Source organism: Citrobacter sp. KTE30 (assembly GCF_000398825.1).
In the GTDB taxonomy this organism is placed as follows: domain Bacteria; phylum Pseudomonadota; class Gammaproteobacteria; order Enterobacterales; family Enterobacteriaceae; genus Citrobacter; species Citrobacter freundii.
In genome coordinates this window covers 4,050,888-4,072,066 of sequence record NZ_KB976055.1, presented here as the reverse complement: position 1 = coordinate 4,072,066, position 21,179 = coordinate 4,050,888, and the positions used below count along the sequence as shown (strand labels likewise).

General features: G+C 52.8%; 17 protein-coding genes and 2 tRNA genes. 15 read left to right on the top strand and 4 right to left on the bottom strand.

The annotated features are described in order from the left end of the window. Positions 1-38: 38 nt before the first annotated feature. Positions 39-1,502, bottom strand: a complete 1,464-nt coding sequence (dcuC, locus tag WC1_RS03915) for a C4-dicarboxylate transporter DcuC (RefSeq protein ID WP_016151051.1) — start codon at positions 1,500-1,502, stop codon at positions 39-41. Positions 1,503-1,512: 10 nt separating this feature from the next. Then, positions 1,513-2,646 (bottom strand): beta-aspartyl-peptidase, encoded by a 1,134-nt coding sequence (gene iadA / locus WC1_RS03920; RefSeq protein ID WP_003025004.1) that lies wholly within the window; start codon positions 2,644-2,646, stop codon positions 1,513-1,515. Between the two features lie 148 nt (positions 2,647-2,794). Here iadA and WC1_RS03925 point away from each other — a divergent pair, with 148 nt between their 5' ends. The 3 genes from WC1_RS03925 to WC1_RS03935 all read left to right on the top strand — a co-directional run bounded on the left by WC1_RS03925 (position 2,795) and on the right by WC1_RS03935 (position 4,284). Beyond that, a complete protein-coding gene (locus WC1_RS03925; RefSeq protein ID WP_016151050.1) occupies positions 2,795-3,688 on the top strand; it encodes a LysR family transcriptional regulator in 894 nt (297 codons plus the stop codon). A gap of 167 nt (positions 3,689-3,855) precedes the next feature. Continuing rightward, positions 3,856-4,188 carry a preprotein translocase subunit SecG gene (gene secG, locus WC1_RS03930; RefSeq protein WP_003025000.1) on the top strand — a complete coding sequence of 111 codons (333 nt, stop codon included), beginning with the start codon at positions 3,856-3,858 and terminating at the stop codon, positions 4,186-4,188. A 9-nt stretch (positions 4,189-4,197) separates the two neighbouring features. Beyond that, a tRNA-Leu gene (locus WC1_RS03935) sits at positions 4,198-4,284 on the top strand. A 186-nt stretch (positions 4,285-4,470) separates the two neighbouring features. On the opposite strand, the gene argG is transcribed toward WC1_RS03935, so the two are convergent. Then, positions 4,471-5,814, bottom strand: a complete 1,344-nt coding sequence (argG, locus tag WC1_RS03940; protein ID WP_005131837.1) for an argininosuccinate synthase — start codon at positions 5,812-5,814, stop codon at positions 4,471-4,473. Between the two features lie 333 nt (positions 5,815-6,147). Between argG and WC1_RS03945 the strand changes: the two genes are divergently transcribed. The 12 genes from WC1_RS03945 (at position 6,148) to mtr (ending at position 20,016) form a co-directional block, all read left to right on the top strand. Continuing rightward, positions 6,148-6,224: transfer RNA gene (locus WC1_RS03945), tRNA-Met, on the top strand. 207 nt (positions 6,225-6,431) lie between these two features. Continuing rightward, positions 6,432-6,884 carry a ribosome maturation factor RimP gene (rimP, locus tag WC1_RS03950; RefSeq protein ID WP_003024996.1) on the top strand — a complete coding sequence of 151 codons (453 nt, stop codon included), beginning with the start codon at positions 6,432-6,434 and terminating at the stop codon, positions 6,882-6,884. Between the two features lie 28 nt (positions 6,885-6,912). After that, on the top strand, positions 6,913-8,400 hold the full coding sequence (gene nusA / locus WC1_RS03955) for a transcription termination factor NusA (protein WP_003024992.1): 1,488 nt from the start codon (positions 6,913-6,915) through the stop codon (positions 8,398-8,400). 24 nt (positions 8,401-8,424) lie between these two features. Then, a complete protein-coding gene (infB, locus tag WC1_RS03960; RefSeq protein ID WP_003844847.1) occupies positions 8,425-11,115 on the top strand; it encodes a translation initiation factor IF-2 in 2,691 nt (896 codons plus the stop codon). Between the two features lie 146 nt (positions 11,116-11,261). Then, entirely contained in the window at positions 11,262-11,666 is a 405-nt protein-coding gene (gene rbfA / locus WC1_RS03965) for a 30S ribosome-binding factor RbfA (protein ID WP_003024988.1), read from the top strand. Continuing rightward, positions 11,666-12,610, top strand: a complete 945-nt coding sequence (truB, locus tag WC1_RS03970; protein ID WP_016151049.1) for a tRNA pseudouridine(55) synthase TruB — start codon at positions 11,666-11,668, stop codon at positions 12,608-12,610. Before rbfA ends, truB begins: the two co-directional genes overlap by 1 nt. A gap of 273 nt (positions 12,611-12,883) precedes the next feature. Further along, positions 12,884-13,153 carry a 30S ribosomal protein S15 gene (gene rpsO / locus WC1_RS03975; protein ID WP_000059465.1) on the top strand — a complete coding sequence of 90 codons (270 nt, stop codon included), beginning with the start codon at positions 12,884-12,886 and terminating at the stop codon, positions 13,151-13,153. A gap of 246 nt (positions 13,154-13,399) precedes the next feature. After that, positions 13,400-15,532: a polyribonucleotide nucleotidyltransferase gene (gene pnp, locus WC1_RS03980; RefSeq protein WP_003024984.1), complete on the top strand. Its 2,133-nt coding sequence runs from the start codon at positions 13,400-13,402 to the stop codon at positions 15,530-15,532. Between the two features lie 109 nt (positions 15,533-15,641). After that, positions 15,642-16,526 carry a lipoprotein NlpI gene (gene nlpI / locus WC1_RS03985; RefSeq protein ID WP_003024982.1) on the top strand — a complete coding sequence of 295 codons (885 nt, stop codon included), beginning with the start codon at positions 15,642-15,644 and terminating at the stop codon, positions 16,524-16,526. Between the two features lie 106 nt (positions 16,527-16,632). Further along, positions 16,633-16,713, top strand: a complete 81-nt coding sequence (gene yrbN, locus WC1_RS24785; RefSeq protein ID WP_010723222.1) for a protein YrbN — start codon at positions 16,633-16,635, stop codon at positions 16,711-16,713. Then, positions 16,706-18,634, top strand: coding sequence for a DEAD/DEAH family ATP-dependent RNA helicase (locus WC1_RS03990; RefSeq protein ID WP_016151048.1), 1,929 nt, complete (start codon positions 16,706-16,708; stop codon positions 18,632-18,634). Before yrbN ends, WC1_RS03990 begins: the two co-directional genes overlap by 8 nt. A gap of 137 nt (positions 18,635-18,771) precedes the next feature. Continuing rightward, entirely contained in the window at positions 18,772-20,016 is a 1,245-nt protein-coding gene (gene mtr / locus WC1_RS03995) for a tryptophan permease (protein ID WP_016151047.1), read from the top strand. Between the two features lie 87 nt (positions 20,017-20,103). On the opposite strand, the gene WC1_RS04000 is transcribed toward mtr, so the two are convergent. Beyond that, a complete protein-coding gene (locus WC1_RS04000; RefSeq protein WP_016151046.1) occupies positions 20,104-21,111 on the bottom strand; it encodes a luciferase-like monooxygenase in 1,008 nt (335 codons plus the stop codon). Between the last annotated feature and the right edge of the window lie 68 nt (positions 21,112-21,179).

The following is a 21,179-nucleotide window of genomic DNA, read 5'->3' as shown; positions in this document are numbered from 1 at the left end:
AAGTGAGAGCCGGAGTCTGAGACTCCGGCTTTTTTTTACTATACGGCAAGCGGCTGTTTACGTCGGCGCTGCCAGAAATAACCACCGACCATCAGTAGTACAAGGACTGCCAGCCACGGCAGAACCGCCAGCAAATGCCCAGACCGGGCAAAGGTTAGCGCAATCATCAGTAGCCAACCGCCCAGCATCGGAATCGCGGTGCGCTTAACAATATCCACAGGCGAGACGCCTGCAATCCCTGCGATAGCAATGATGACGCCGGCAATCGGCGATAACGTACGACCAATACCCGCCGATATCTGGATAGGCAACATCATGACTGCGATATCGCTACCGATATGACGGCTGATGTCCGGCACCATGGGGGCGAAGGAGAAAAATGCCGCATTCCCGGAGCCCATCAGCGCTGAAATTGCGAAGGTGATTAGGGTCATCAGCAGGATAATAGAGGCTGCGCTGAGGCCAAATTCGCCAGAAAGCGACAGCAGCGCGTCGACGGCACCAATGGCTTTCAGCCCGGCGGAAAAAACTTCACCGGCGATAATCAGCGTCACGACGGTGGCAAAAACGCTGCCCATGCTGTCGAAAACCTTTTGTACGCCAGCCATCACCTCGCGCGCTTTGCGATGACGGCAGTACTCACAAACCAGCGTAATAGCGAGGCTTATCAGTACGGCGGTATCCAGCGTAATCTTAAGCGAGCTAAATATTAAATCGCTACACACCAACATCAATACCAGCGGCAGCATAGGCAGAAACAGCCAGGCGATAGGTGCGTCGGCTTCATCAGTTGCCGTTAATGTCTGCATCTGCTGAGCTGCATTGTCGCCACTTTCCCGACGGTCAAAAAAGCGTTGCACAACAATATGCAACAGGGCGATGAAAAGAATGACGGGCACAACGATCGGCAACTGATCCTGCACAAAATAGTTCACCACCTCAATACCTGCGGTTTTGGCGGCGAGAACCGAGTTGCCGGATCCTGGGCCAAACTCAACCGCACAGGTACTGGCGATAACTGCGGCAACTGCGGCGCGGCTACAGCCAAGACGGGTAAGCAATGGGTAAAGCGTCGCCATCAACAGCAGACCCAATCCGGTGGCGCTGCTGATAAACAGCGACAGGAATTGGCCTAATAGCAGTGCCAGTCCCAGCAGCAGATAAGGCGAGTTCAGCCGTTGTAAAGGACGAGATGTTACCCGAACCAGTACCTGGCTTGCGCCAATGGCTGACATGTACGTGGCGAAACCACCAATCAGCATAATTTGCAGCCCGAGGCCGCCGAGACGCACGCTCAGGGTATCGCGAATAAACTCAAAGGCGTCAAAGGGGCCGAATCCGGTGCTCTTTTTCACCAGGCCACTGAGTGAGGTCATTCCGCTAAAATGCGCGATAAGCAACAGCACAATCCCGGTCAATAACAGTACCGACTGGGGGTGATATTTTTTGAGGATCAGACGTCCGGCAAAAATGATGGCGATTAGCGCCAGTAGTAATGACATTCTTGCCCCCTTACTCGAAGTTGCCGGTAACCAGGCACTCTCCATCCCGCAGCAACGGTTTACCCGCGGCAAACAGATGGGCCAGCGAGAGGTCATCATTGAGTACACAGATATCGGCACGTTCTCCGGCGCAGAGCACGCCCCCGGAAATACCCAGCGAGCGCGCAACGTTTGCCGTCAACATTGCGATGGCCTGCGGCACCGGAATACCGACATCAATCAGGCGAGGAAGTAGGTTAAGATTGCCTGCGACCGGTGCCGCGCTTAAACCTTCAACGATACCCTGAGCGTTAAAGCGCGGAACGCTGCCATTGCCGTCAGAACTGATCGTGATGCGCTCCGCCGGAACCTGTGCTTCGAGTGCGTGGAGAATCGCTTGCTCCTGAGGCATAAAACGACTGCCACCGGACGTAACATCGATATGGCCGCCGCGATGGGCGAAAGCAATAGCCTGTTCGAACAAGGGCTCTGTTCTTGCAACATGGGTCGGTGAAATATGGTGAATCGGAATACCCGCATCACACAACTCAATAAGTTGCGACATCCCTTCCGGCAGATTCCCCAGGTGCACATGCAGCAAGCCTTTTTTCCCTGCCAGCAGGGAAGCGACGCGAATATCGCTCACTATCCTCAGCAACTCCTGGAAAGAGGGGTAAGAACCGCGGTGATCGGCGAGGGCGATTTTTACACCAAGAATTGCCGGAATAAAGGCCATATCATCGCGTATGGATCGCGTAATGGTTGGGCTGGGAACGGCGTAGGCTCCCGTATGCATAAACGCGCGTAATCCCTCAAGGTTGAGAGACTGCATTTTAGCGTAGAGGTCTTTGGGCGAACGAGAAATAGCATCGGTGCCTAACACGCCAACCACCGTGGTAATACCCGCTTGAATCAGATCGCGCAGCTTGACGGCGGGTGTCCGACTGGCAAATCCGGCTTCGCCACCGCCACCGGTAAGATGAACATGCTGATCGATGATGCCAGGGATAACCCATTTACCCCGACAATCGATGACCTCGTTGACGCCATCAAACAATGAAATATCTTTTTCTACCGCCACAATTCGGTCGGCATGAATGAGCAGGGAGCAGAGGCCTAAATCCTCAGGAGAAAAAACACGGGCATTGGTCAATAAAGTAAACATAGCGGTCCTGTCAAACGTCGAAGGTGAGAGTCGGCAGGTGAAACGGAATATTGTTGTTATGATGCCCACCATAAAGCCATTACTATAACTATGACTATTACCGATTTGTTATTGGAGGATGCGGTTATGGCATGGCGGAGAGCACAACGTGGATTGTAAGTGGCTGGAAGATTTTCTGGCCTTGAGCCAGCATGGGAACTACTCTCAGGCCGCGGCGCAGCGGCATATTACTCAACCTGCGCTGAGTCGGCGTATAAAAGCGCTGGAAGAGGTGCTGGGCGTGCCTTTGTTTGATCGGACAACGACCCCCGTCACGCTGACGCGCTATGGTGAACGCTTTGAACCTTATGCCCGGCACGTCCTCAGTACGTTAACAGAGGTACGCCATGAGCTGTCGGCGATGACGCCAGCAACGGATAACACGCTGGTGATGGTCAGCCTGCATACGCTGTCGGTGAATATCCTGCCGGATATGATCAACTACCTGCGACAGAGTGAGCCGCAGTTAAACTTTACGGTAAACGCCAGTATCCAGGGGATAGACAACCACTTCAATGCCCTGATAAACCGGCAAATTGATATGCTGGTGACTTACGATTTACCCTCTTCACAACCAGGGCTGGAGATTGCCGGAGGGTTAAAACGTTCACTATGGCGGTATGAGCGATTTATTCCTGTGATTTCTGCACAGTTGGTGGATACGCTGGACGATCCGCATACCCCGATCCCCTGGCTATGTTACAGCGACTATACCTTTGTCAGACGTATTATTGAGCTGGCAGAACAACGAGTGCGACCACGGTTGAAAAAAGTGTTTGAGAGTGGTTTAAGCGAAACGATACGAGAAATGGTGTTGCGCCATATGGGAATGGCCTGGTTACCTGAATCGATGGTGGCGGAAGAGTTGGTGAATCAGCAAATTATTCACTGCTGGCCAGAAAATGCAGATCTGATTTGTGAAATCCCTGTTGTGGTATGGGCGAATCTTGACGATCAACGCGCCGTCATGCAGAGATGCTGGGAGAAGTTGCTGCGTTTTTGATTGATATGGCGATTTTTTCCGCAGTTGATACAATGCTAACAAATTGCCCTTGCGAAGGTTATTCGCTTTGGTTAGTATTCACACCCGCTTCAGTGGGAAACAGTAAATATTCCCGCTTTAATGGTCGAAGCATTGTACGCGGCAACTCCGCAAGGAACAGGTTGATTATGCACGAAGCTCTTTTAGTAGTTTTCCTTATTGTGGCAATTGGCCTGGTAGGCTTGATCATGCTGCAGCAAGGCAAAGGCGCTGATATGGGAGCCTCTTTTGGCGCAGGCGCTTCTGGTACTCTGTTTGGTTCAAGTGGTTCTGGTAACTTCATGACCCGTATGACAGCTGTATTGGGAACCTTGTTCTTCATCATCAGTCTGGTGCTGGGTAACATGAACAGCAACAAGACCAATAAAGGAAGTGAGTGGGAAAATCTGAGTGCACCGGCGAAAACCGAGCAAACTCAGCCAGCTGCTCCGGCTCAGCCGACCAGCGATATCCCACGCTAAGTATTCTGTACCGAGGTGGTGGAATTGGTAGACACGCTACCTTGAGGTGGTAGTGCCCTAACGGGCTTGTGGGTTCGAGTCCCATCCTCGGTACCAAATTCCAAAAAAAAGACGCTGCAAAGCGTCTTTTTTTTCGTCTGTTATTTGTGGCTGTCCTGTAGGCCTGATAAGCGTAGCGCCATCAGGCGTTGTAATAATGTCGGATGGCGGCGTAAACGCCTTATCCGACCTACATTCCGCACATAAAAAAGGCCGCTTTCGCGGCCTTAAGATGGTGTATCTTTACTTCGCCTTATTTTCCAGATTCTCAACCTGCGGCAGGCCGGTTGCGGAAGAAGCGGTCAGCAGACCAGACTGCGCATAGCCGAACAGCTTCTCGCGGGTATCGGTGATATCCAGATTACGCATGGTCAACTGACCGATACGGTCGTCCGGAGAGAATACGGAATCGCCTTTTTCCATCGTCAGACGTTCTGGTTTATAAGTCAGATTGTCAGATACGGTGTTGAGGATCGAGTAGTCATTACCACGGCGCAGTTCCAGCGTCACTTCACCGGTAATCTGGCTGGCAACCCAACGCTGCAGACCGTCACGCAGCATCAGCGCCTGAGAGTCGAACCAGCGGCCCTGATACAGCAGACGACCAAGCTGGCGACCATGTGCGTGATACTGCTCGATGGTATCCTCGTTGTGAATACCGGTCAGCAGACGCTCGTATGCGATATGTAACAATGCCATCCCCGGGGCTTCGTAGATGCCACGGCTCTTCGCTTCAATAATACGGTTTTCAATCTGATCGCTCATACCCAGACCGTGACGACCGCCGATACGGTTGGCTTCCAGCATCATCTCAACGTCGTCGCTGAAGGTTTTACCGTTCAGTGCAACCGGATGACCCTGTTCAAAACGCACAGTCACTTCTTCTGCCGGGATCTTCACGCTCTCATCCCAGAACTTCACGCCCATAATTGGGTTGACGATTTTGACGCTTGAGTTCAGGAATTCCAGATCTTTTGCTTCGTGGGTCGCCCCGAGCATATTGGAGTCTGTTGAGTACGCTTTCTCAACGGACATCTTGTAGTCGAAACCACAGGCAATCATAAATTCGGACATCTCATGGCGACCGCCGAGTTCATCGATAAAATCGGTATCCAGCCATGGTTTATAAATCTGCAGTTCGGCGTTGGTCAGCAGACCGTAACGATAGAAACGTTCAATATCGTTACCTTTATAGGTGCTACCGTCACCCCAGATATTTACGCCATCTTCTTTCATGGCGGCAACCAGCATGGTGCCGGTTACGGCACGGCCCAGTGGGGTGGTATTGAAGTAGGTCAGTCCGCCAGTGGTGTTGTGGAATGCACCGCACTGAATGGCAGCGATCCCTTCGGCAACGAGCTGCTTACGGCAATCTACCAGGCGAGCATTCTCAGCACCATATTCCATTGCACGGCGAGGAATGGCGTCATAGTCATCCTCATCCGGCTGGCCCAAATTCGCAGTATATGCATATGGGACAGCCCCTTTTTGTCGCATCCACAGCAGTGCTGCACTGGTGTCCAGGCCGCCGGAAAAAGCGATACCAATACGTTGACCTACCGGGAGATGCTTGAGAATCGTCGTCATAAAATAAAACCCTGCTTGATAGACTGGTGAAGAGGTCGCTTATTATGCTAATTGCATTTTTATGCAAAATAAATGAGTTTTCATTTAATCATCTTTTCTGGATGACAGGAAGAGTTTAGTGATAATTTCGTTAAATAACGGCGTGGGTGGAATATTTATCTTGCTGGGCTAGCGCTGGGCAGCATTCATTGATTTGCATAGTCGTAACAAGGTTGACATAACGCATAGTGAATCAATATACTGTGCGCAGATTTTACGTCCCGTCCTCGGTACCAAATCCCAGCAGTATTTGCATTTTTTACTCAAAACGAGTAAAATTTGCCACGTTTCAGGCGCGGGGTGGAGCAGCCTGGTAGCTCGTCGGGCTCATAACCCGAAGGTCGTCGGTTCAAATCCGGCCCCCGCAACCACTTTCCCTTAGAGTTCTTTTTCAAATATACTGTGAAGACTTAGGCCTTCGTAGCTGGATTTGAAAAAAATTCTTTCGGAAGGTTCTCCGAACCGCAGGTGCGGTTATAGGGTTCAGTTATCTAAAGCCCCGATTTATCGGGGTTTTTTGTTATCTGACTACAGAATAACTGGGCTTTAGGCCCTTTTTTTATGTCTTGGGGGTGGGCTTGTCCACATTAGAGCAAAAATTAACAGAGATGATTACAGCGCCAGTTGAAGCCCTGGGCTACGAACTGGTCGGCATCGAATTTATTCGTGGTCGCACATCCACACTGCGCATCTATATTGATAGTGAAGATGGCATCAATGTTGATGATTGTGCTGATGTGAGCCATCAGGTAAGCGCCGTGATGGATGTCGAAGACCCAATCACCGTTGCCTATAACCTGGAAGTCTCCTCTCCGGGTCTCGACCGTCCTCTGTTCACAGCTGAACACTACGTGCGTTTCCTGGGTGAAGAAGTCACGCTGGTTCTTCGTATGGCGGTACAAAACCGTCGTAAATGGCAGGGCGTTATCAAAGCGGTGGACGGTGAGATGATCACGGTCACAGTCGAAGGCAAAGATGAAGTGTTCGCGCTGAGTAATATCCAGAAGGCGAACCTGGTTCCCCACTTTTAACAGTCTGGATTGAGGTGAAAAGCCCGCGATGAACAAAGAAATTTTGGCTGTTGTTGAAGCCGTATCCAACGAAAAAGCGCTGCCACGCGAGAAAATTTTTGAAGCGCTGGAAAGTGCGCTGGCTACAGCAACAAAGAAAAAATATGAGCAAGAGATCGACGTTCGCGTAGAAATCGATCGTAAAAGCGGTGATTTCGATACCTTCCGTCGTTGGGTAATCGTAGAAGAAGTTACTCAGCCGACCAAAGAAATTACGCTGGAAGCGGCACGCTTCGAAGACGAAAGTCTGAACGTGGGCGAATATGTTGAAGATCAGATTGAATCTGTCACCTTTGACCGTATCACTACCCAGACCGCGAAACAGGTTATTGTACAGAAAGTACGTGAAGCTGAACGTGCAATGGTTGTCGATCAGTTCCGCGAACACGAAGGCGAAATCGTCACCGGTGTGGTAAAGAAAGTAAACCGCGACAACATTTCTCTGGATCTGGGCAGCAATGCTGAAGCTGTTATCCTGCGTGAAGACATGCTCCCGCGTGAAAACTTCCGCCCAGGTGACCGTATTCGTGGTGTTCTGTACTCTGTACGCCCGGAAGCGCGCGGTGCGCAGCTGTTTGTAACCCGTTCCAAACCGGAAATGCTGATTGAGCTGTTCCGCATTGAAGTACCGGAAATTGGCGAAGAAGTTATCGAAATTAAAGCGGCTGCCCGTGATCCGGGATCGCGTGCGAAAATCGCCGTTAAGACCAACGACAAGCGTATTGATCCGGTCGGCGCCTGTGTTGGTATGCGCGGTGCGCGCGTTCAGGCGGTTTCTACCGAACTGGGCGGCGAGCGTATCGATATCGTCCTGTGGGATGATAACCCGGCACAGTTCGTGATTAACGCAATGGCGCCAGCAGACGTTGCTTCTATCGTGGTGGATGAAGACAAGCACACCATGGATATCGCGGTTGAAGCCGGTAACCTGGCTCAGGCGATTGGACGTAATGGTCAGAACGTCCGCCTGGCTTCACAACTGAGCGGTTGGGAACTCAACGTGATGACCGTTGATGACCTGCAGGCGAAGCATCAGGCTGAAGCACATGCAGCCATCGATACCTTCACCAAATATCTCGATATCGATGAAGATTTCGCGACTGTTCTGGTGGAAGAAGGTTTTGCGACGCTGGAAGAACTGGCCTACGTGCCAATGAAAGAGCTGCTGGAAATTGACGGCCTGGATGAACAGACCGTTGAAGCGCTGCGCGAGCGTGCTAAAAACGCACTGACCACTCTGGCACTGGCCCAGGAAGAAAGCCTCGGTGATAACAAACCGGCTGACGATCTGCTGAATCTGGAAGGATTGGATCGTGAGATGGCCTTCAAACTGGCGGCCCGTGGTGTTTGTACGCTGGAAGATCTCGCTGAACAGGGCATTGATGATCTGGCTGATATCGAAGGGTTGACCGACGAAAAAGCCGGTGAGCTGATTATGGCTGCCCGTAATATTTGCTGGTTCGGCGACGAAGCGTAATAAACTGTAGCAGGAAGGAACAGTATGACAGATGTAACCGTAAAAACGCTGGCTGCAGAGATACAGACTTCCGTGGATCGCCTGGTACAGCAATTTGCTGATGCCGGTATCCCGAAGTCTGCTGACGACTCTGTGTCCGCACAAGAGAAACAAACCTTACTGGCGCATTTGAACCGTGAAAACGGCTCAGCGCCGGATAAGTTGACATTGCAGCGTAAAACGCGCAGTACTCTCAATATTCCAGGTACCGGTGGAAAAAGCAAATCGGTACAAATCGAAGTCCGCAAGACACGCACCTTTGTGAAACGCGATCCGCAAGAGGCTGAACGCCTTGCCGCGGAAGAGCAGGCGCAGCGTGAAGCGGAAGAGCAAGCCCGTCGTGAGGCAGAAGAAGCTGCCAAACGCGAGGCGCAACAAAAAGCCGAACGTGAGGCCGCAGAACAAGCTAAGCGTGAAGCCGCTGATAAAGCGAAACGTGAAGCTGCGGAAAAAGACAAAGTGAGCAATCAACAGACCGACGATATGACTAAAACCGCCCAGGCCGAAAAAGCCCGCCGTGAAAATGAAGCCGCAGAACTGAAGCGTAAAGCGGAAGAAGAAGCACGTCGCAAGCTTGAAGAAGAAGCGCGCCGCGTAGCGGAAGAAGCTCGCCGTATGGCGGAAGAAAACGAGAAAAATGGTGTGAATAACGTTGAACCTGTCGAAGACACCAGCGATTATCACGTCACCACTTCTCAGCATGCTCGCCAGGCTGAAGACGAGAACGATCGTGAAGTCGAAGGCGGTCGTGGTCGTACTCGCAGCACTAAAGCAGCGCGTCCGGCGAAGAAAGGCAACAAACACGCTGAATCTAAAGCTGACCGTGAGGAAGCACGTGCAGCGGTTCGCGGCGGTAAAGGCGGTAAGCAGCGTAAAGGTTCCGCTCTGCAGCAGGGCTTCCAGAAGCCAGCTCAGGCCGTTAACCGTGACGTTGTGATCGGCGAAACCATCACCGTTGGCGATCTGGCGAACAAAATGGCAGTTAAAGGCTCTCAGGTCATCAAAGCGATGATGAAACTGGGCGCAATGGCTACCATTAACCAGGTTATCGACCAGGAAACCGCACAGCTGGTTGCCGAAGAGATGGGCCACAAAGTTATCCTGCGTCGTGAAAACGAGCTGGAAGAAGCGGTAATGAGCGACCGTGACACCGGTGCTGCGGCTGAACCGCGCGCACCAGTTGTGACCATCATGGGTCACGTTGACCACGGTAAAACCTCTCTGCTGGACTACATTCGTTCTACGAAAGTGGCCTCTGGCGAAGCAGGCGGCATTACTCAGCACATCGGTGCGTACCACGTTGAAACTGACAACGGTATGATCACCTTCCTGGATACCCCGGGTCACGCCGCGTTTACCTCCATGCGTGCTCGTGGTGCTCAGGCAACGGATATCGTTGTTCTGGTTGTTGCAGCAGACGACGGCGTGATGCCGCAGACCATCGAAGCTATCCAGCACGCGAAAGCGGCGGGTGTACCGGTGGTGGTTGCAGTCAACAAAATCGATAAGCCGGAAGCGGATCCGGATCGCGTTAAAAACGAACTGTCCCAGTACGGCATCATGCCGGAAGAGTGGGGCGGCGAGAGCCAATTCGTTCACGTTTCTGCGAAAGCGGGTACCGGTATCGACGAGCTGCTGGACGCTATCCTGCTGCAGGCCGAAGTACTGGAACTGAAAGCTGTGCGTAAAGGTATGGCGAGCGGTGCGGTTATCGAATCCTTCCTGGATAAAGGTCGTGGTCCGGTTGCTACCGTACTGGTGCGTGAAGGTACGCTGCACAAAGGCGACATCGTACTGTGTGGCTTCGAATACGGTCGCGTTCGTGCTATGCGTAACGAACTGGGTCAGGAAGTACTGGAAGCAGGTCCGTCCATTCCGGTGGAAATCCTCGGTCTGTCCGGTGTTCCGGCTGCAGGTGACGAAGTTACTGTCGTTCGTGACGAGAAGAAAGCCCGTGAAGTTGCACTGTATCGTCAGGGCAAATTCCGTGAAGTTAAACTGGCTCGTCAGCAGAAATCTAAACTCGAGAACATGTTCGCTAACATGACCGAAGGCGAAGTTCACGAAGTGAACGTCGTCCTGAAGGCTGACGTTCAGGGTTCTGTAGAAGCGATTTCCGACTCTTTACTGAAACTGTCTACCGACGAAGTCAAAGTGAAGATCATCGGTTCTGGCGTAGGTGGTATCACCGAAACCGACGCGACCCTGGCTGCGGCATCCAACGCGATTCTGGTTGGCTTCAACGTCCGTGCTGATGCCTCTGCACGTAAAGTTATCGAATCTGAAAGCCTGGATCTGCGTTACTACTCCGTCATCTATCATCTGATCGACGAAGTGAAAGCAGCGATGAGCGGCATGCTGTCTCCGGAGCTGAAACAGCAGATCATTGGTCTGGCTGAAGTTCGTGATGTGTTCAAATCACCGAAATTCGGCGCTATCGCAGGCTGTATGGTTACCGAAGGCACGATTAAACGTCACAACCCAATCCGCGTTCTGCGCGACAACGTGGTTATCTATGAAGGCGAGCTGGAATCCCTGCGTCGCTTCAAAGATGACGTTAACGAAGTCCGTAACGGCATGGAATGTGGTATCGGCGTTAAGAACTACAACGACGTTCGCGTTGGCGATATGATCGAAGTGTTCGAGATTATCGAGATCCAACGTACTATCGCTTAATCTTCGTCGTCTTTTGGGCCGCAATTTGCAGCCCAAAATCCTTAGAAGATGATTAGGTGTAGGCCGGGTAAGCGAAGCGCCACCCGGCAAGAAATTTAAAAAGGGGCTGATAGCCCCTTTTTTGTCTTTATTCTGGAGAATTTATTATGGCGAAAGAATTTGGTCGCCCGCAGCGTGTCGCGCAAGAGATGCAGAAAGAGATCGCACTCATCCTGCAACGCGAAATCAAAGACCCGCGTGTTGGTATGATGACCACCGTATCGGGTGTTGAGATGTCTCGTGATCTGGCATATGCCAAAGTATTCGTGACTTTCCTCAACGATCAGGACGAAGCTGCTGTGAAAAACGGCATCAAGGCACTGCAGGAAGCCTCTGGTTTTATCCGTTCTCTGCTGGGTAAAGCCATGCGTCTGCGTATCGTGCCTGAGCTGACCTTCTTCTACGACAACTCGTTGGTTGAAGGGATGCGCATGTCCAACCTGGTGACCAGCGTGGTGAAACATGACGATGAGCGTCGTGTGAACCCAGCGGACGACAGCAAGGAGGACTGATGAGTCGTCCTCGTCGTCGTGGTCGCGACATTCACGGTGTCCTGCTGCTGGATAAGCCGCAGGGCATGTCCAGCAATGACGTACTGCAAAAAGTAAAGCGCATCTACAATGCCAATCGCGCAGGACATACCGGCGCACTGGATCCGCTGGCGACAGGCATGCTGCCAATCTGCCTCGGTGAAGCGACTAAGTTTTCACAGTATTTGCTGGATTCTGATAAACGCTATCGCGTGGTTGCCCGTCTGGGCCAGCGTACAGACACTTCCGATGCCGATGGGCAAATCGTGCAGGAGCGTCCGGTAACCTTCACCGCAGAACAACTGGTGAGTGCGCTGGAAACTTTCCGTGGCGATATCGAGCAGATCCCGTCAATGTATTCGGCGCTGAAGTATCAGGGTAAGAAGCTGTACGAATATGCGCGTCAGGGTATTGAAGTGCCGCGTGAAGCGCGACCGATTACCGTCTATGAGCTGCTGTTTATCCGTCACGAAGGTAACGAACTGGAGCTGGAAGTTCACTGTTCCAAAGGCACCTATATTCGCACCATTGTTGACGATCTCGGTGAGAAGTTGGGCTGCGGCGCGCACGTCACGTATCTGCGTCGTTTGACGGTCAGCAAGTATCCGGTGGATCGAATGGTGACGCTGGAACATCTGCGTGAGCTGGTTGAACAGGCCGAGCAGCAGAACATTCCGGCGGCACAGCTGCTTGATCCTTTGCTGATGCCAATGGACAGTCCAGCATCTGACTATCCTGTTGTTAATTTGCCTTTAACATCCTCGGTTTACTTTAAAAACGGTAACCCGGTACGGACATCAGGCGCGCCGCTGGAAGGGCTGGTCCGCGTGACGGAAGGCGATGACGGCAAGTTTATTGGCATGGGGGAGATGGACGATGAAGGTCGTGTCGCCCCCCGTCGCCTGGTGGTTGAGTATCCTGCATAGCGCTCTCTGTCTTGCGATAAAAGGGCGCTGCGAGTAGAATACTGCCGCTTAACGTCGCGTAAATTGTTTAACAATCTACGCGACGTATACACAAAATCATTCGAGCTGCATCAAGGCGGCAAGTCTGAGAATCCTCAGGAGCTTACTTAGATAAGTGACTGAGGTGAGCGGACGCAGCCAACGCAGAGTCAGTTTGAAGGATAAAGTGTATACACTGGGATAGCTGAATTAGAGATCGGCATCCTTTCATTCTTAACACTTTGGAGTTTTAAAATGTCTCTAAGTACTGAAGCTACCGCTAAAATCGTTTCTGAGTTTGGTCGTGATGCAAACGACACCGGTTCTACCGATGTTCAGGTTGCACTGTTGACTGCACAGATTAACCACCTGCAGGGCCACTTTGCAGAGCACAAAAAAGATCACCACAGCCGTCGTGGTCTGCTGCGCATGGTTTCTCAGCGTCGTAAACTGCTCGACTACCTGAAACGTAAAGATGTTGCACGTTACACCGCGCTGATCGAGCGTCTGGGTCTGCGTCGCTAATTCTTTCGAGTTTCAGAAAGAGGGGGCCTTCATGGCCCCTTTTTTCCAGCAGATGGCAGCAATTCGCTGGAAACTAATGTATTGTTGCTATGAATGATCTTCCGTTGCAGAGGTTCGCGCGGCTAATGAGAGGCTTTACTCATGCTTATGGGTTAGGGTTGTCATTAGTCGCGAGGATGCGCAGAAGATCGGGTATTAACGATGGCGCAAAATGTGCCGTCAAAAAAATAGAGAAAGGATATTATTTTGCTTAATCCGATCGTTCGTAAATTCCAGTACGGTCAGCATACCGTTACGCTGGAAACCGGCATGATGGCGCGTCAGGCGACTGCCGCTGTTATGGTTAGCATGGATGACACCGCGGTATTCGTTACCGTTGTTGGCCAGAAAAAAGCGAAACCAGGCCAGGACTTTTTCCCGCTGACCGTTAACTATCAGGAGCGTACCTACGCTGCTGGCCGTATCCCGGGTAGCTTCTTCCGTCGTGAAGGCCGTCCGAGCGAAGGCGAAACCCTGATCGCGCGTCTGATTGACCGCCCGGTTCGCCCGCTGTTCCCGGAAGGCTTCGTTAACGAAGTTCAGGTTATCGCGACCGTTGTTTCCGTTAACCCGCAGGTTAACCCGGACATTGTGGCAATGATTGGTGCATCTGCTGCGCTGACTCTGTCTGGTATTCCATTCAACGGCCCGATCGGTGCTGCACGTGTTGGTTACATCAATGACCAGTACGTACTGAACCCGACTCAGGACGAACTGAAAGAAAGCAAGCTGGACCTGGTTGTTGCGGGTACTGAAGCTGCCGTACTGATGGTTGAATCCGAAGCAGAACTGCTGAGCGAAGATCAGATGCTGGGTGCTGTTGTGTTCGGTCACGAACAGCAGCAGGTTGTGATTCAGGCTATCAACGAGCTGGCGAAAGAAGCTGGCAAACCGCGTTGGGACTGGCAGCCAGAAGCCGTCAACGAAGCGCTGAACGCACGCGTTGCCGCACTGGCAGAAGCTCGCCTGAGCGATGCTTACCGCATCACCGACAAACAAGAGCGTTATGCTCAGGTTGACGTAATCAAATCTGAAACCATCGCGACTCTGGTGGCTGAAGACGAAACCCTGGATGCTAACGAACTGGGTGAAATTCTGCATGCTATCGAGAAAAACGTTGTTCGTAGCCGCGTACTGGCAGGCGAGCCGCGCATCGATGGCCGTGAAAAAGACATGATCCGTGGTCTGGACGTGCGTACTGGCGTTCTGCCGCGTACCCACGGCTCCGCACTGTTCACCCGTGGCGAAACTCAGGCGCTGGTTACTGCGACCCTGGGCACCACTCGTGATGCGCAGAACCTTGACGAACTGATGGGCGAGCGCACTGACAACTTCCTGTTCCACTACAACTTCCCTCCGTACTGCGTAGGTGAAACCGGTATGGTCGGTTCTCCGAAGCGTCGTGAGATTGGTCACGGCCGTCTGGCGAAACGTGGCGTACTGGCAGTAATGCCGGAACTGGATAAATTCCCGTACACCGTGCGTGTGGTTTCTGAAATCACCGAATCTAACGGTTCTTCTTCCATGGCTTCCGTATGTGGTGCTTCCCTGGCGCTGATGGACGCAGGCGTGCCGATCAAAGCCGCCGTTGCGGGTATCGCGATGGGTCTGGTGAAAGAAGGCGACAACTTTGTTGTTCTGTCTGATATCCTGGGCGACGAAGACCACCTGGGCGATATGGACTTCAAAGTGGCGGGTTCCCGCGACGGTATCTCTGCACTGCAGATGGATATCAAAATTGAAGGTATCACCAAAGAGATCATGCAGGTTGCTCTGAACCAGGCTAAAGGTGCGCGTCTGCACATCCTGGGTGTGATGGAACAAGCGATCAACGCACCGCGTGGCGATATCTCTGAATTTGCTCCGCGTATCCACACCATCAAGATCAGCCCGGACAAGATCAAAGACGTTATCGGTAAAGGCGGTTCTGTTATCCGTGCTCTGACCGAAGAAACCGGCACCACCATTGAAATCGAAGATGATGGTACCGTGAAGATTGCTGCGACTGACGGCGAAAAAGCGAAATATGCTATCCGTCGTATCGAAGAGATCACCGCAGAGATCGAAGTAGGCCGTATCTACAATGGTAAAGTGACCCGTATCGTTGACTTTGGCGCATTCGTTGCCATCGGTGGCGGTAAAGAAGGTCTGGTACACATCTCTCAGATCGCTGATAAGCGCGTTGAGAAAGTGACCGACTACCTGCAGATGGGCCAGGAAGTACCGGTCAAAGTTCTGGAAGTTGATCGCCAGGGCCGTGTACGTCTGAGCATTAAAGAAGCAACTGAGCAGTCTCAGCCTGCAGGCGAACCGGAAGCTCCGGCAAGCCAGGGCGAGTAAGGTTGCCATTGCCCTCCGTGAAAGCGGAGGGCCTTTAACCCGGCAGGATGCCTTGTTAGCAACCGGGGAACCTGGACGTTCATTCAATCGTTGTCTTCGGGAGTGGGAAATGAAGCCTTTTTTGCGCTGGTGTTTCGTTGCGACAGCACTCACGCTGGCTGGATGCAGTAATTCCGCCTGGCGAAAGAGTGAAGTCCTCGCAGTACCATTGCAACCGACTTTGCAGCAGGAAGTGATTCTGGCACGTATGGAACAAATTCTTGCCAGTCGGGCTTTAACCGATGACGAACGCGCACAGCTTTTATATGAGCGCGGAGTGTTGTATGATAGTCTCGGTCTGAGGGCACTGGCGCGAAATGATTTTTCACAAGCGCTGGCAATCCGACCAGATATGCCTGAAGTATTCAATTACTTAGGTATATATTTAACGCAGGCAGGCAATTTTGATGCTGCCTATGAAGCGTTTGATTCTGTACTTGAGCTTGATCCAACTTACAACTACGCGCACTTAAATCGCGGTATCGCATTGTATTACGGCGGTCGCGACAAGTTAGCGCAAGATGATCTGCTAGCGTTTTATCAAGACGATCCCAATGATCCTTTCCGTAGTCTGTGGCTTTATCTTGCCGAGCAGAAGCTCGATGAGAAGCAGGCGAAAGAAGCGTTGAAGCAACGCTTTGAGAAATCGGATAAAGAGCAATGGGGATGGAACATTGTCGAGTTCTACCTGGGCAACATTAGCGAAGCAACGCTGATGGAACGCCTGAAGGCGGACGCAACGGATAACACCTCGCTCGCTGAGCATCTCAGTGAAACCAACTTCTATTTAGGTAAGTACTACCTAAGTCTGGGGGATTTGGACAACGCTACGGCATTGTTCAAACTGGCGGTGGCTAACAACGTTCATAACTTTGTTGAGCACCGATACGCATTGTTGGAATTATCGCTCCTGGGCCAGGACCAAGATGACCTGGCAGAATCGGACCAGCAATAGCTGACGTACACATCAGCCCGTAATCTTTTTTGATTGCCATCACCTTCACGGGTGAGGGCGTTGTTGTTCGTTAATACACCTACTTTGAGCCGGTTCACACTTTTCAATGAAAATTGCAGATCAATTTCATGATGAGTTATGTAGACTGGCCGCCATTAATTTTGAGGCACACGTACTACATGGCTGAATTCGAAACCACTTTTGCAGATCTGGGCCTGAAGGCTCCTATCCTTGAAGCCCTTAACGATCTGGGTTACGAAAAACCATCTCCAATCCAGGCAGAGTGCATTCCGCATCTGCTGGGCGGCCGCGATGTTCTGGGTATGGCCCAGACAGGTAGCGGCAAAACTGCAGCGTTCTCTTTACCGCTGCTCAACAATCTTGATCCTGAGCTGAAGGCACCTCAGATTCTGGTGCTGGCACCGACCCGCGAACTGGCGGTTCAGGTAGCAGAAGCCATGACGGATTTCTCTAAACACATGCGCGGCGTGAATGTGGTTGCCCTGTACGGCGGCCAGCGTTATGACGTGCAATTACGTGCCCTGCGTCAGGGACCACAGATCGTCGTCGGTACGCCGGGCCGTCTGCTGGATCACCTGAAGCGCGGTACTCTGGACCTCTCCAAACTGAGCGGTCTGGTACTGGACGAAGCTGACGAAATGCTGCGTATGGGCTTCATCGAAGACGTTGAAACCATCATGGCGCAGATCCCGGAAGGTCATCAGACCGCTCTGTTCTCTGCAACCATGCCGGAAGCGATTCGTCGTATTACCCGTCGCTTTATGAAAGAGCCGCAGGAAGTACGCATTCAGTCCAGCGTTACCACGCGTCCTGACATCAGCCAGAGCTACTGGACTGTGTGGGGCATGCGTAAAAATGAAGCGCTGGTGCGTTTCCTGGAAGCAGAAGATTTTGATGCGGCGATTATCTTCGTTCGTACCAAAAATGCGACCCTGGAAGTGGCAGAAGCGCTGGAGCGTAGCGGCTATAGCAGCGCTGCACTGAACGGCGACATGAACCAGTCCCTGCGTGAGCAGACTCTGGAACGTCTGAAAGATGGCCGCCTGGATATCCTGATTGCTACCGACGTTGCGGCCCGTGGCCTGGACGTTGAGCGTATCAGCCTGGTTGTTAACTACGACATCCCGATGGATTCCGAGTCTTACGTTCACCGTATCGGCCGTACCGGTCGTGCGGGTCGTGCTGGCCGTGCGCTGCTGTTCGTTGAGAACCGTGAGCGTCGTCTGCTGCGTAACATCGAACGCACCATGAAGCTGACGATTCCGGAAGTAGAACTGCCGAACGCAGAACTGCTGGGCAAACGCCGTCTGGAAAAATTCGCCGCTAAAGTACAGCAGCAGTTGGAAAGCAGCGATCTGGATCAGTACCGTGCTCTGCTGGCGAAAATGCAGCCGGAAGAAGAGCTGGATATCGAAACGCTGGCAGCCGCACTGCTGAAAATGGCTCAGGGCGAACGTCCGCTGATCCTGCCGCCAGATGCACCAATGCGTCCGAAACGCGAATTCCGCGATCGTGATGACCGTGGTCCGCGCGATCGTAACGATCGTGGCCCTCGTGACCGTAATGACCGTGGTGGTGAAGATCGTCCGCGTCGTGAACGTCGTGACGTTGGTGACATGCAGCTGTACCGCATTGAAGTGGGCCGTGATGACGGTGTTGAAGTTCGTCATATCGTTGGCGCGATTGCTAACGAAGGCGATATCAGCAGCCGTTACATCGGTAACATCAAGCTGTTTGCTTCCCACTCCACCATCGAGCTGCCGAAAGGTATGCCGGGCGACGTGCTGCAGCACTTTACCCGTACTCGCATCCTGAACAAGCCGATGAACATGCAGCTGGTTGGCGATGCAGTTCCGCACACCGGTGGTGAGCGTCGTGGCGGTGGCCGTTTCAGCGGCGAGCGTCGTGAAGGCGGTCGTGGCGAAGGTCGTAATTTCAGCGGTGAGCGTCGTGAAGGCGGTCGTGGCGATGGTCGTCGTTTCAGCGGCGAACGTCGTGAAGGCAACCGTGGTCCGCGTCGCGACGATTCTTCTGCCCCGCGTCGTGATGACTCCGCTGGTCGTCGTCGTTTCGGCGGTGACGCATAAGTTTCGCTGCGTAAAGTAATATATACAGCCCCGATCTCAACAATCGGGGCTTTTTTTATTTCATTTGTACTCGTGTACTGGTACAGTGCAGCACATTGAGATGTAGTCACAATATAAATGACTGGAGAGATGGCTAAATGGCAACACTAACCACCACCCAAACGTCACCTTCGCTGCTCGGCGGCGTGGTGATTATCGGCGGCACCATTATTGGCGCGGGGATGTTTTCTCTGCCAGTGGTCATGTCCGGGGCGTGGTTTTTCTGGTCAATGGCGGCGCTGATCTTCACCTGGTTCTGCATGCTGCATTCCGGGCTGATGATCCTTGAAGCTAACCTCAATTACCGCATTGGTTCCAGCTTTGACACCATCACGAAAGATCTGCTGGGTAAAGGCTGGAACGTGGTGAACGGCATCTCGATTGCTTTCGTTCTCTATATCCTGACTTACGCCTATATCTCAGCGAGCGGGTCGATTCTACATCACACCTTCTCCGAGATGTCGCTGAATGTTCCGGCGCGCGCGGCAGGTCTTGGCTTTGCGCTGCTGGTGGCATTTGTGGTGTGGTTAAGCACCAAAGCGGTTAGCCGCATGACGGCGATTGTGCTGGGCGCAAAGGTGATTACCTTTTTCCTGACCTTCGGCAGTCTGCTGGGGCACGTGCAGCCCGCAACACTGTTTAATGTGGCGCAGAGCAACGCTTCGTATACGCCGTACCTGCTGATGACGCTGCCGTTTTGTCTGGCTTCATTCGGCTATCACGGCAACGTCCCGAGCCTGATGAAGTACTACGGCAAAGATCCGAAGACCATCGTTAAGTGTCTGGTGTACGGCACGCTGCTGGCGCTGGTGCTGTATACAGTATGGTTGCTGGGAACGATGGGCAACATTCCGCGTCCAGAGTTTATCGGTATCGCGCAACAGGGCGGTAACATTGATGTGCTGGTACAGGCACTGAGCGGCGTACTAAACAGCCGCAGTCTGGATCTGCTGCTGGTGGTGTTCTCCAACTTTGCGGTGGCGAGTTCATTCCTCGGCGTTACGCTCGGTCTGTTTGACTATCTGGCGGATCTGTTTGGCTTTGATGACTCAGCAGTGGGACGTTTCAAAACGGCATTGCTGACGTTTGTCCCGCCAATTATCGGTGGCCTGCTATGGCCGAACGGTTTCCTGTACGCCATCGGCTATGCAGGACTCGCAGCAACCATATGGGCTGCCATTGTTCCGGCGCTGCTGGCCCGTAAATCCCGCGAGCGTTTCGGTAGCCCGAAATTCCGTGTCTGGGGCGGTAAGCCGATGATTGCGCTGATCCTGGTGTTCGGTATCGGCAACGCGGTTATCCATATTCTGTCGAGCGTGGATCTGTTACCGGTCTATCAGTAAAACCGTTGCCCGGTAGCGCTACGCTTACCGGGCCTACAGTACCGTGTAGGCCGGATAAGGCGTAGCCGCCATCAGGCACAAACCGCGCTACCCCAACAATTCCTGCTTCACATCCATCGCCAAATCAAACGAATGTAGACGTGCCTGATGATCAAAAATCTGGCCGTTAACCATAATTTCATCGGCCTGGGTTTCACGCAAAATGGCATCAAGACCGTGACGCACTTTTGCCTTATCACCAACCAGCGACATGCTCAGCGCCTGTTGTACGCCGTACTGTTCAGAAGCGGACCACAGCTGATGCATATTCTCTACCGGCGGTGGTAGCTGGCCGGTTTCGCCACGACGCAGTTTCACAAACGCCTGCTGCATCGAGGTGAAAAGAAACTCGGCATCGCGATTGCTGTCAGCGGCAATGATGTTGATGCACACCATCGCATACGGCTTTGCCAGCCGCGCTGAGGGTTTGAACTGGGTGCGATATAGATGCAGCGCCTGATGCAGCATATCCGGAGCAAAATGCGAGGCGAAAGCAAACGGCAGGCCGAGCTGGGCCGCCAGCTGTGCGCTGTACAGGCTGGAGCCTAATAACCAGACCGGGATCTGCTCGCCGTAGCCGGGAACCGGGCGTACATGGGGGTTAGGATCGCGGGCGTCGAACCAGTCCACCAGTTCAGCGACGTCGCGAGGGAAGTTATCGATATCACCGCTCATATGGCGGCGCAGCGCACGCATCGTTGGCTGATCGCTCCCCGGCGCGCGGCCAAGCCCAAGATCGATGCGTCCCGGATACAGCGTATTCAGGGTACCGAACTGCTCGGCGATCACCAGCGGCGAATGGTTGGGCAGCATCACGCCGCCAGACCCGAGATGCAGCGTGGTGGTATTGGCAGCCAGATAGCCAATCAGCACAGAAGTTGCGGCGCTGGCGATGCCGGTCATGTTGTGATGTTCAGCCAGCCAGTAGCGGTGGTAGCCGCGCTTTTCGGCCAGTCGGGCGAGATCAAGCGAGTGCGTGAAGGCCTCTTTTGCCGAAGACCCTTCAGGGATTGGCGCCAGATCCAGCACCGAGAACGGAATAGTTTTGTCAGTCATAACGGCTCACTTTGTTACCGGTTAATCTTTTAATACTGCATTAAAATTTGATTACCGTTGTTAACAAA

What these genes read in the sequence shown, in the direction of transcription:
- rbfA (WP_003024988.1), top strand. Translation starts at nt 11,262, where the DNA reads ATGGCGAAAGAATTTGGTCGCCCGCAGCGTGTCGCGCAAGAGATGCAG.
- WC1_RS04000 (WP_016151046.1), bottom strand. Translation starts at nt 21,111, where the DNA reads ATGACTGACAAAACTATTCCGTTCTCGGTGCTGGATCTGGCGCCAATC.
- WC1_RS03990 (WP_016151048.1), top strand. Translation starts at nt 16,706, where the DNA reads ATGGCTGAATTCGAAACCACTTTTGCAGATCTGGGCCTGAAGGCTCCT.
- truB (WP_016151049.1), top strand. Translation starts at nt 11,666, where the DNA reads ATGAGTCGTCCTCGTCGTCGTGGTCGCGACATTCACGGTGTCCTGCTG.
- mtr (WP_016151047.1), top strand. Translation starts at nt 18,772, where the DNA reads ATGGCAACACTAACCACCACCCAAACGTCACCTTCGCTGCTCGGCGGC.
- rpsO (WP_000059465.1), top strand. Translation starts at nt 12,884, where the DNA reads ATGTCTCTAAGTACTGAAGCTACCGCTAAAATCGTTTCTGAGTTTGGT.
- infB (WP_003844847.1), top strand. Translation starts at nt 8,425, where the DNA reads ATGACAGATGTAACCGTAAAAACGCTGGCTGCAGAGATACAGACTTCC.
- nusA (WP_003024992.1), top strand. Translation starts at nt 6,913, where the DNA reads ATGAACAAAGAAATTTTGGCTGTTGTTGAAGCCGTATCCAACGAAAAA.
- iadA (WP_003025004.1), bottom strand. Translation starts at nt 2,646, where the DNA reads ATGTTTACTTTATTGACCAATGCCCGTGTTTTTTCTCCTGAGGATTTA.
- nlpI (WP_003024982.1), top strand. Translation starts at nt 15,642, where the DNA reads ATGAAGCCTTTTTTGCGCTGGTGTTTCGTTGCGACAGCACTCACGCTG.
- dcuC (WP_016151051.1), bottom strand. Translation starts at nt 1,502, where the DNA reads ATGTCATTACTACTGGCGCTAATCGCCATCATTTTTGCCGGACGTCTG.
- yrbN (WP_010723222.1), top strand. Translation starts at nt 16,633, where the DNA reads ATGAAAATTGCAGATCAATTTCATGATGAGTTATGTAGACTGGCCGCC.
- secG (WP_003025000.1), top strand. Translation starts at nt 3,856, where the DNA reads ATGCACGAAGCTCTTTTAGTAGTTTTCCTTATTGTGGCAATTGGCCTG.
- argG (WP_005131837.1), bottom strand. Translation starts at nt 5,814, where the DNA reads ATGACGACGATTCTCAAGCATCTCCCGGTAGGTCAACGTATTGGTATC.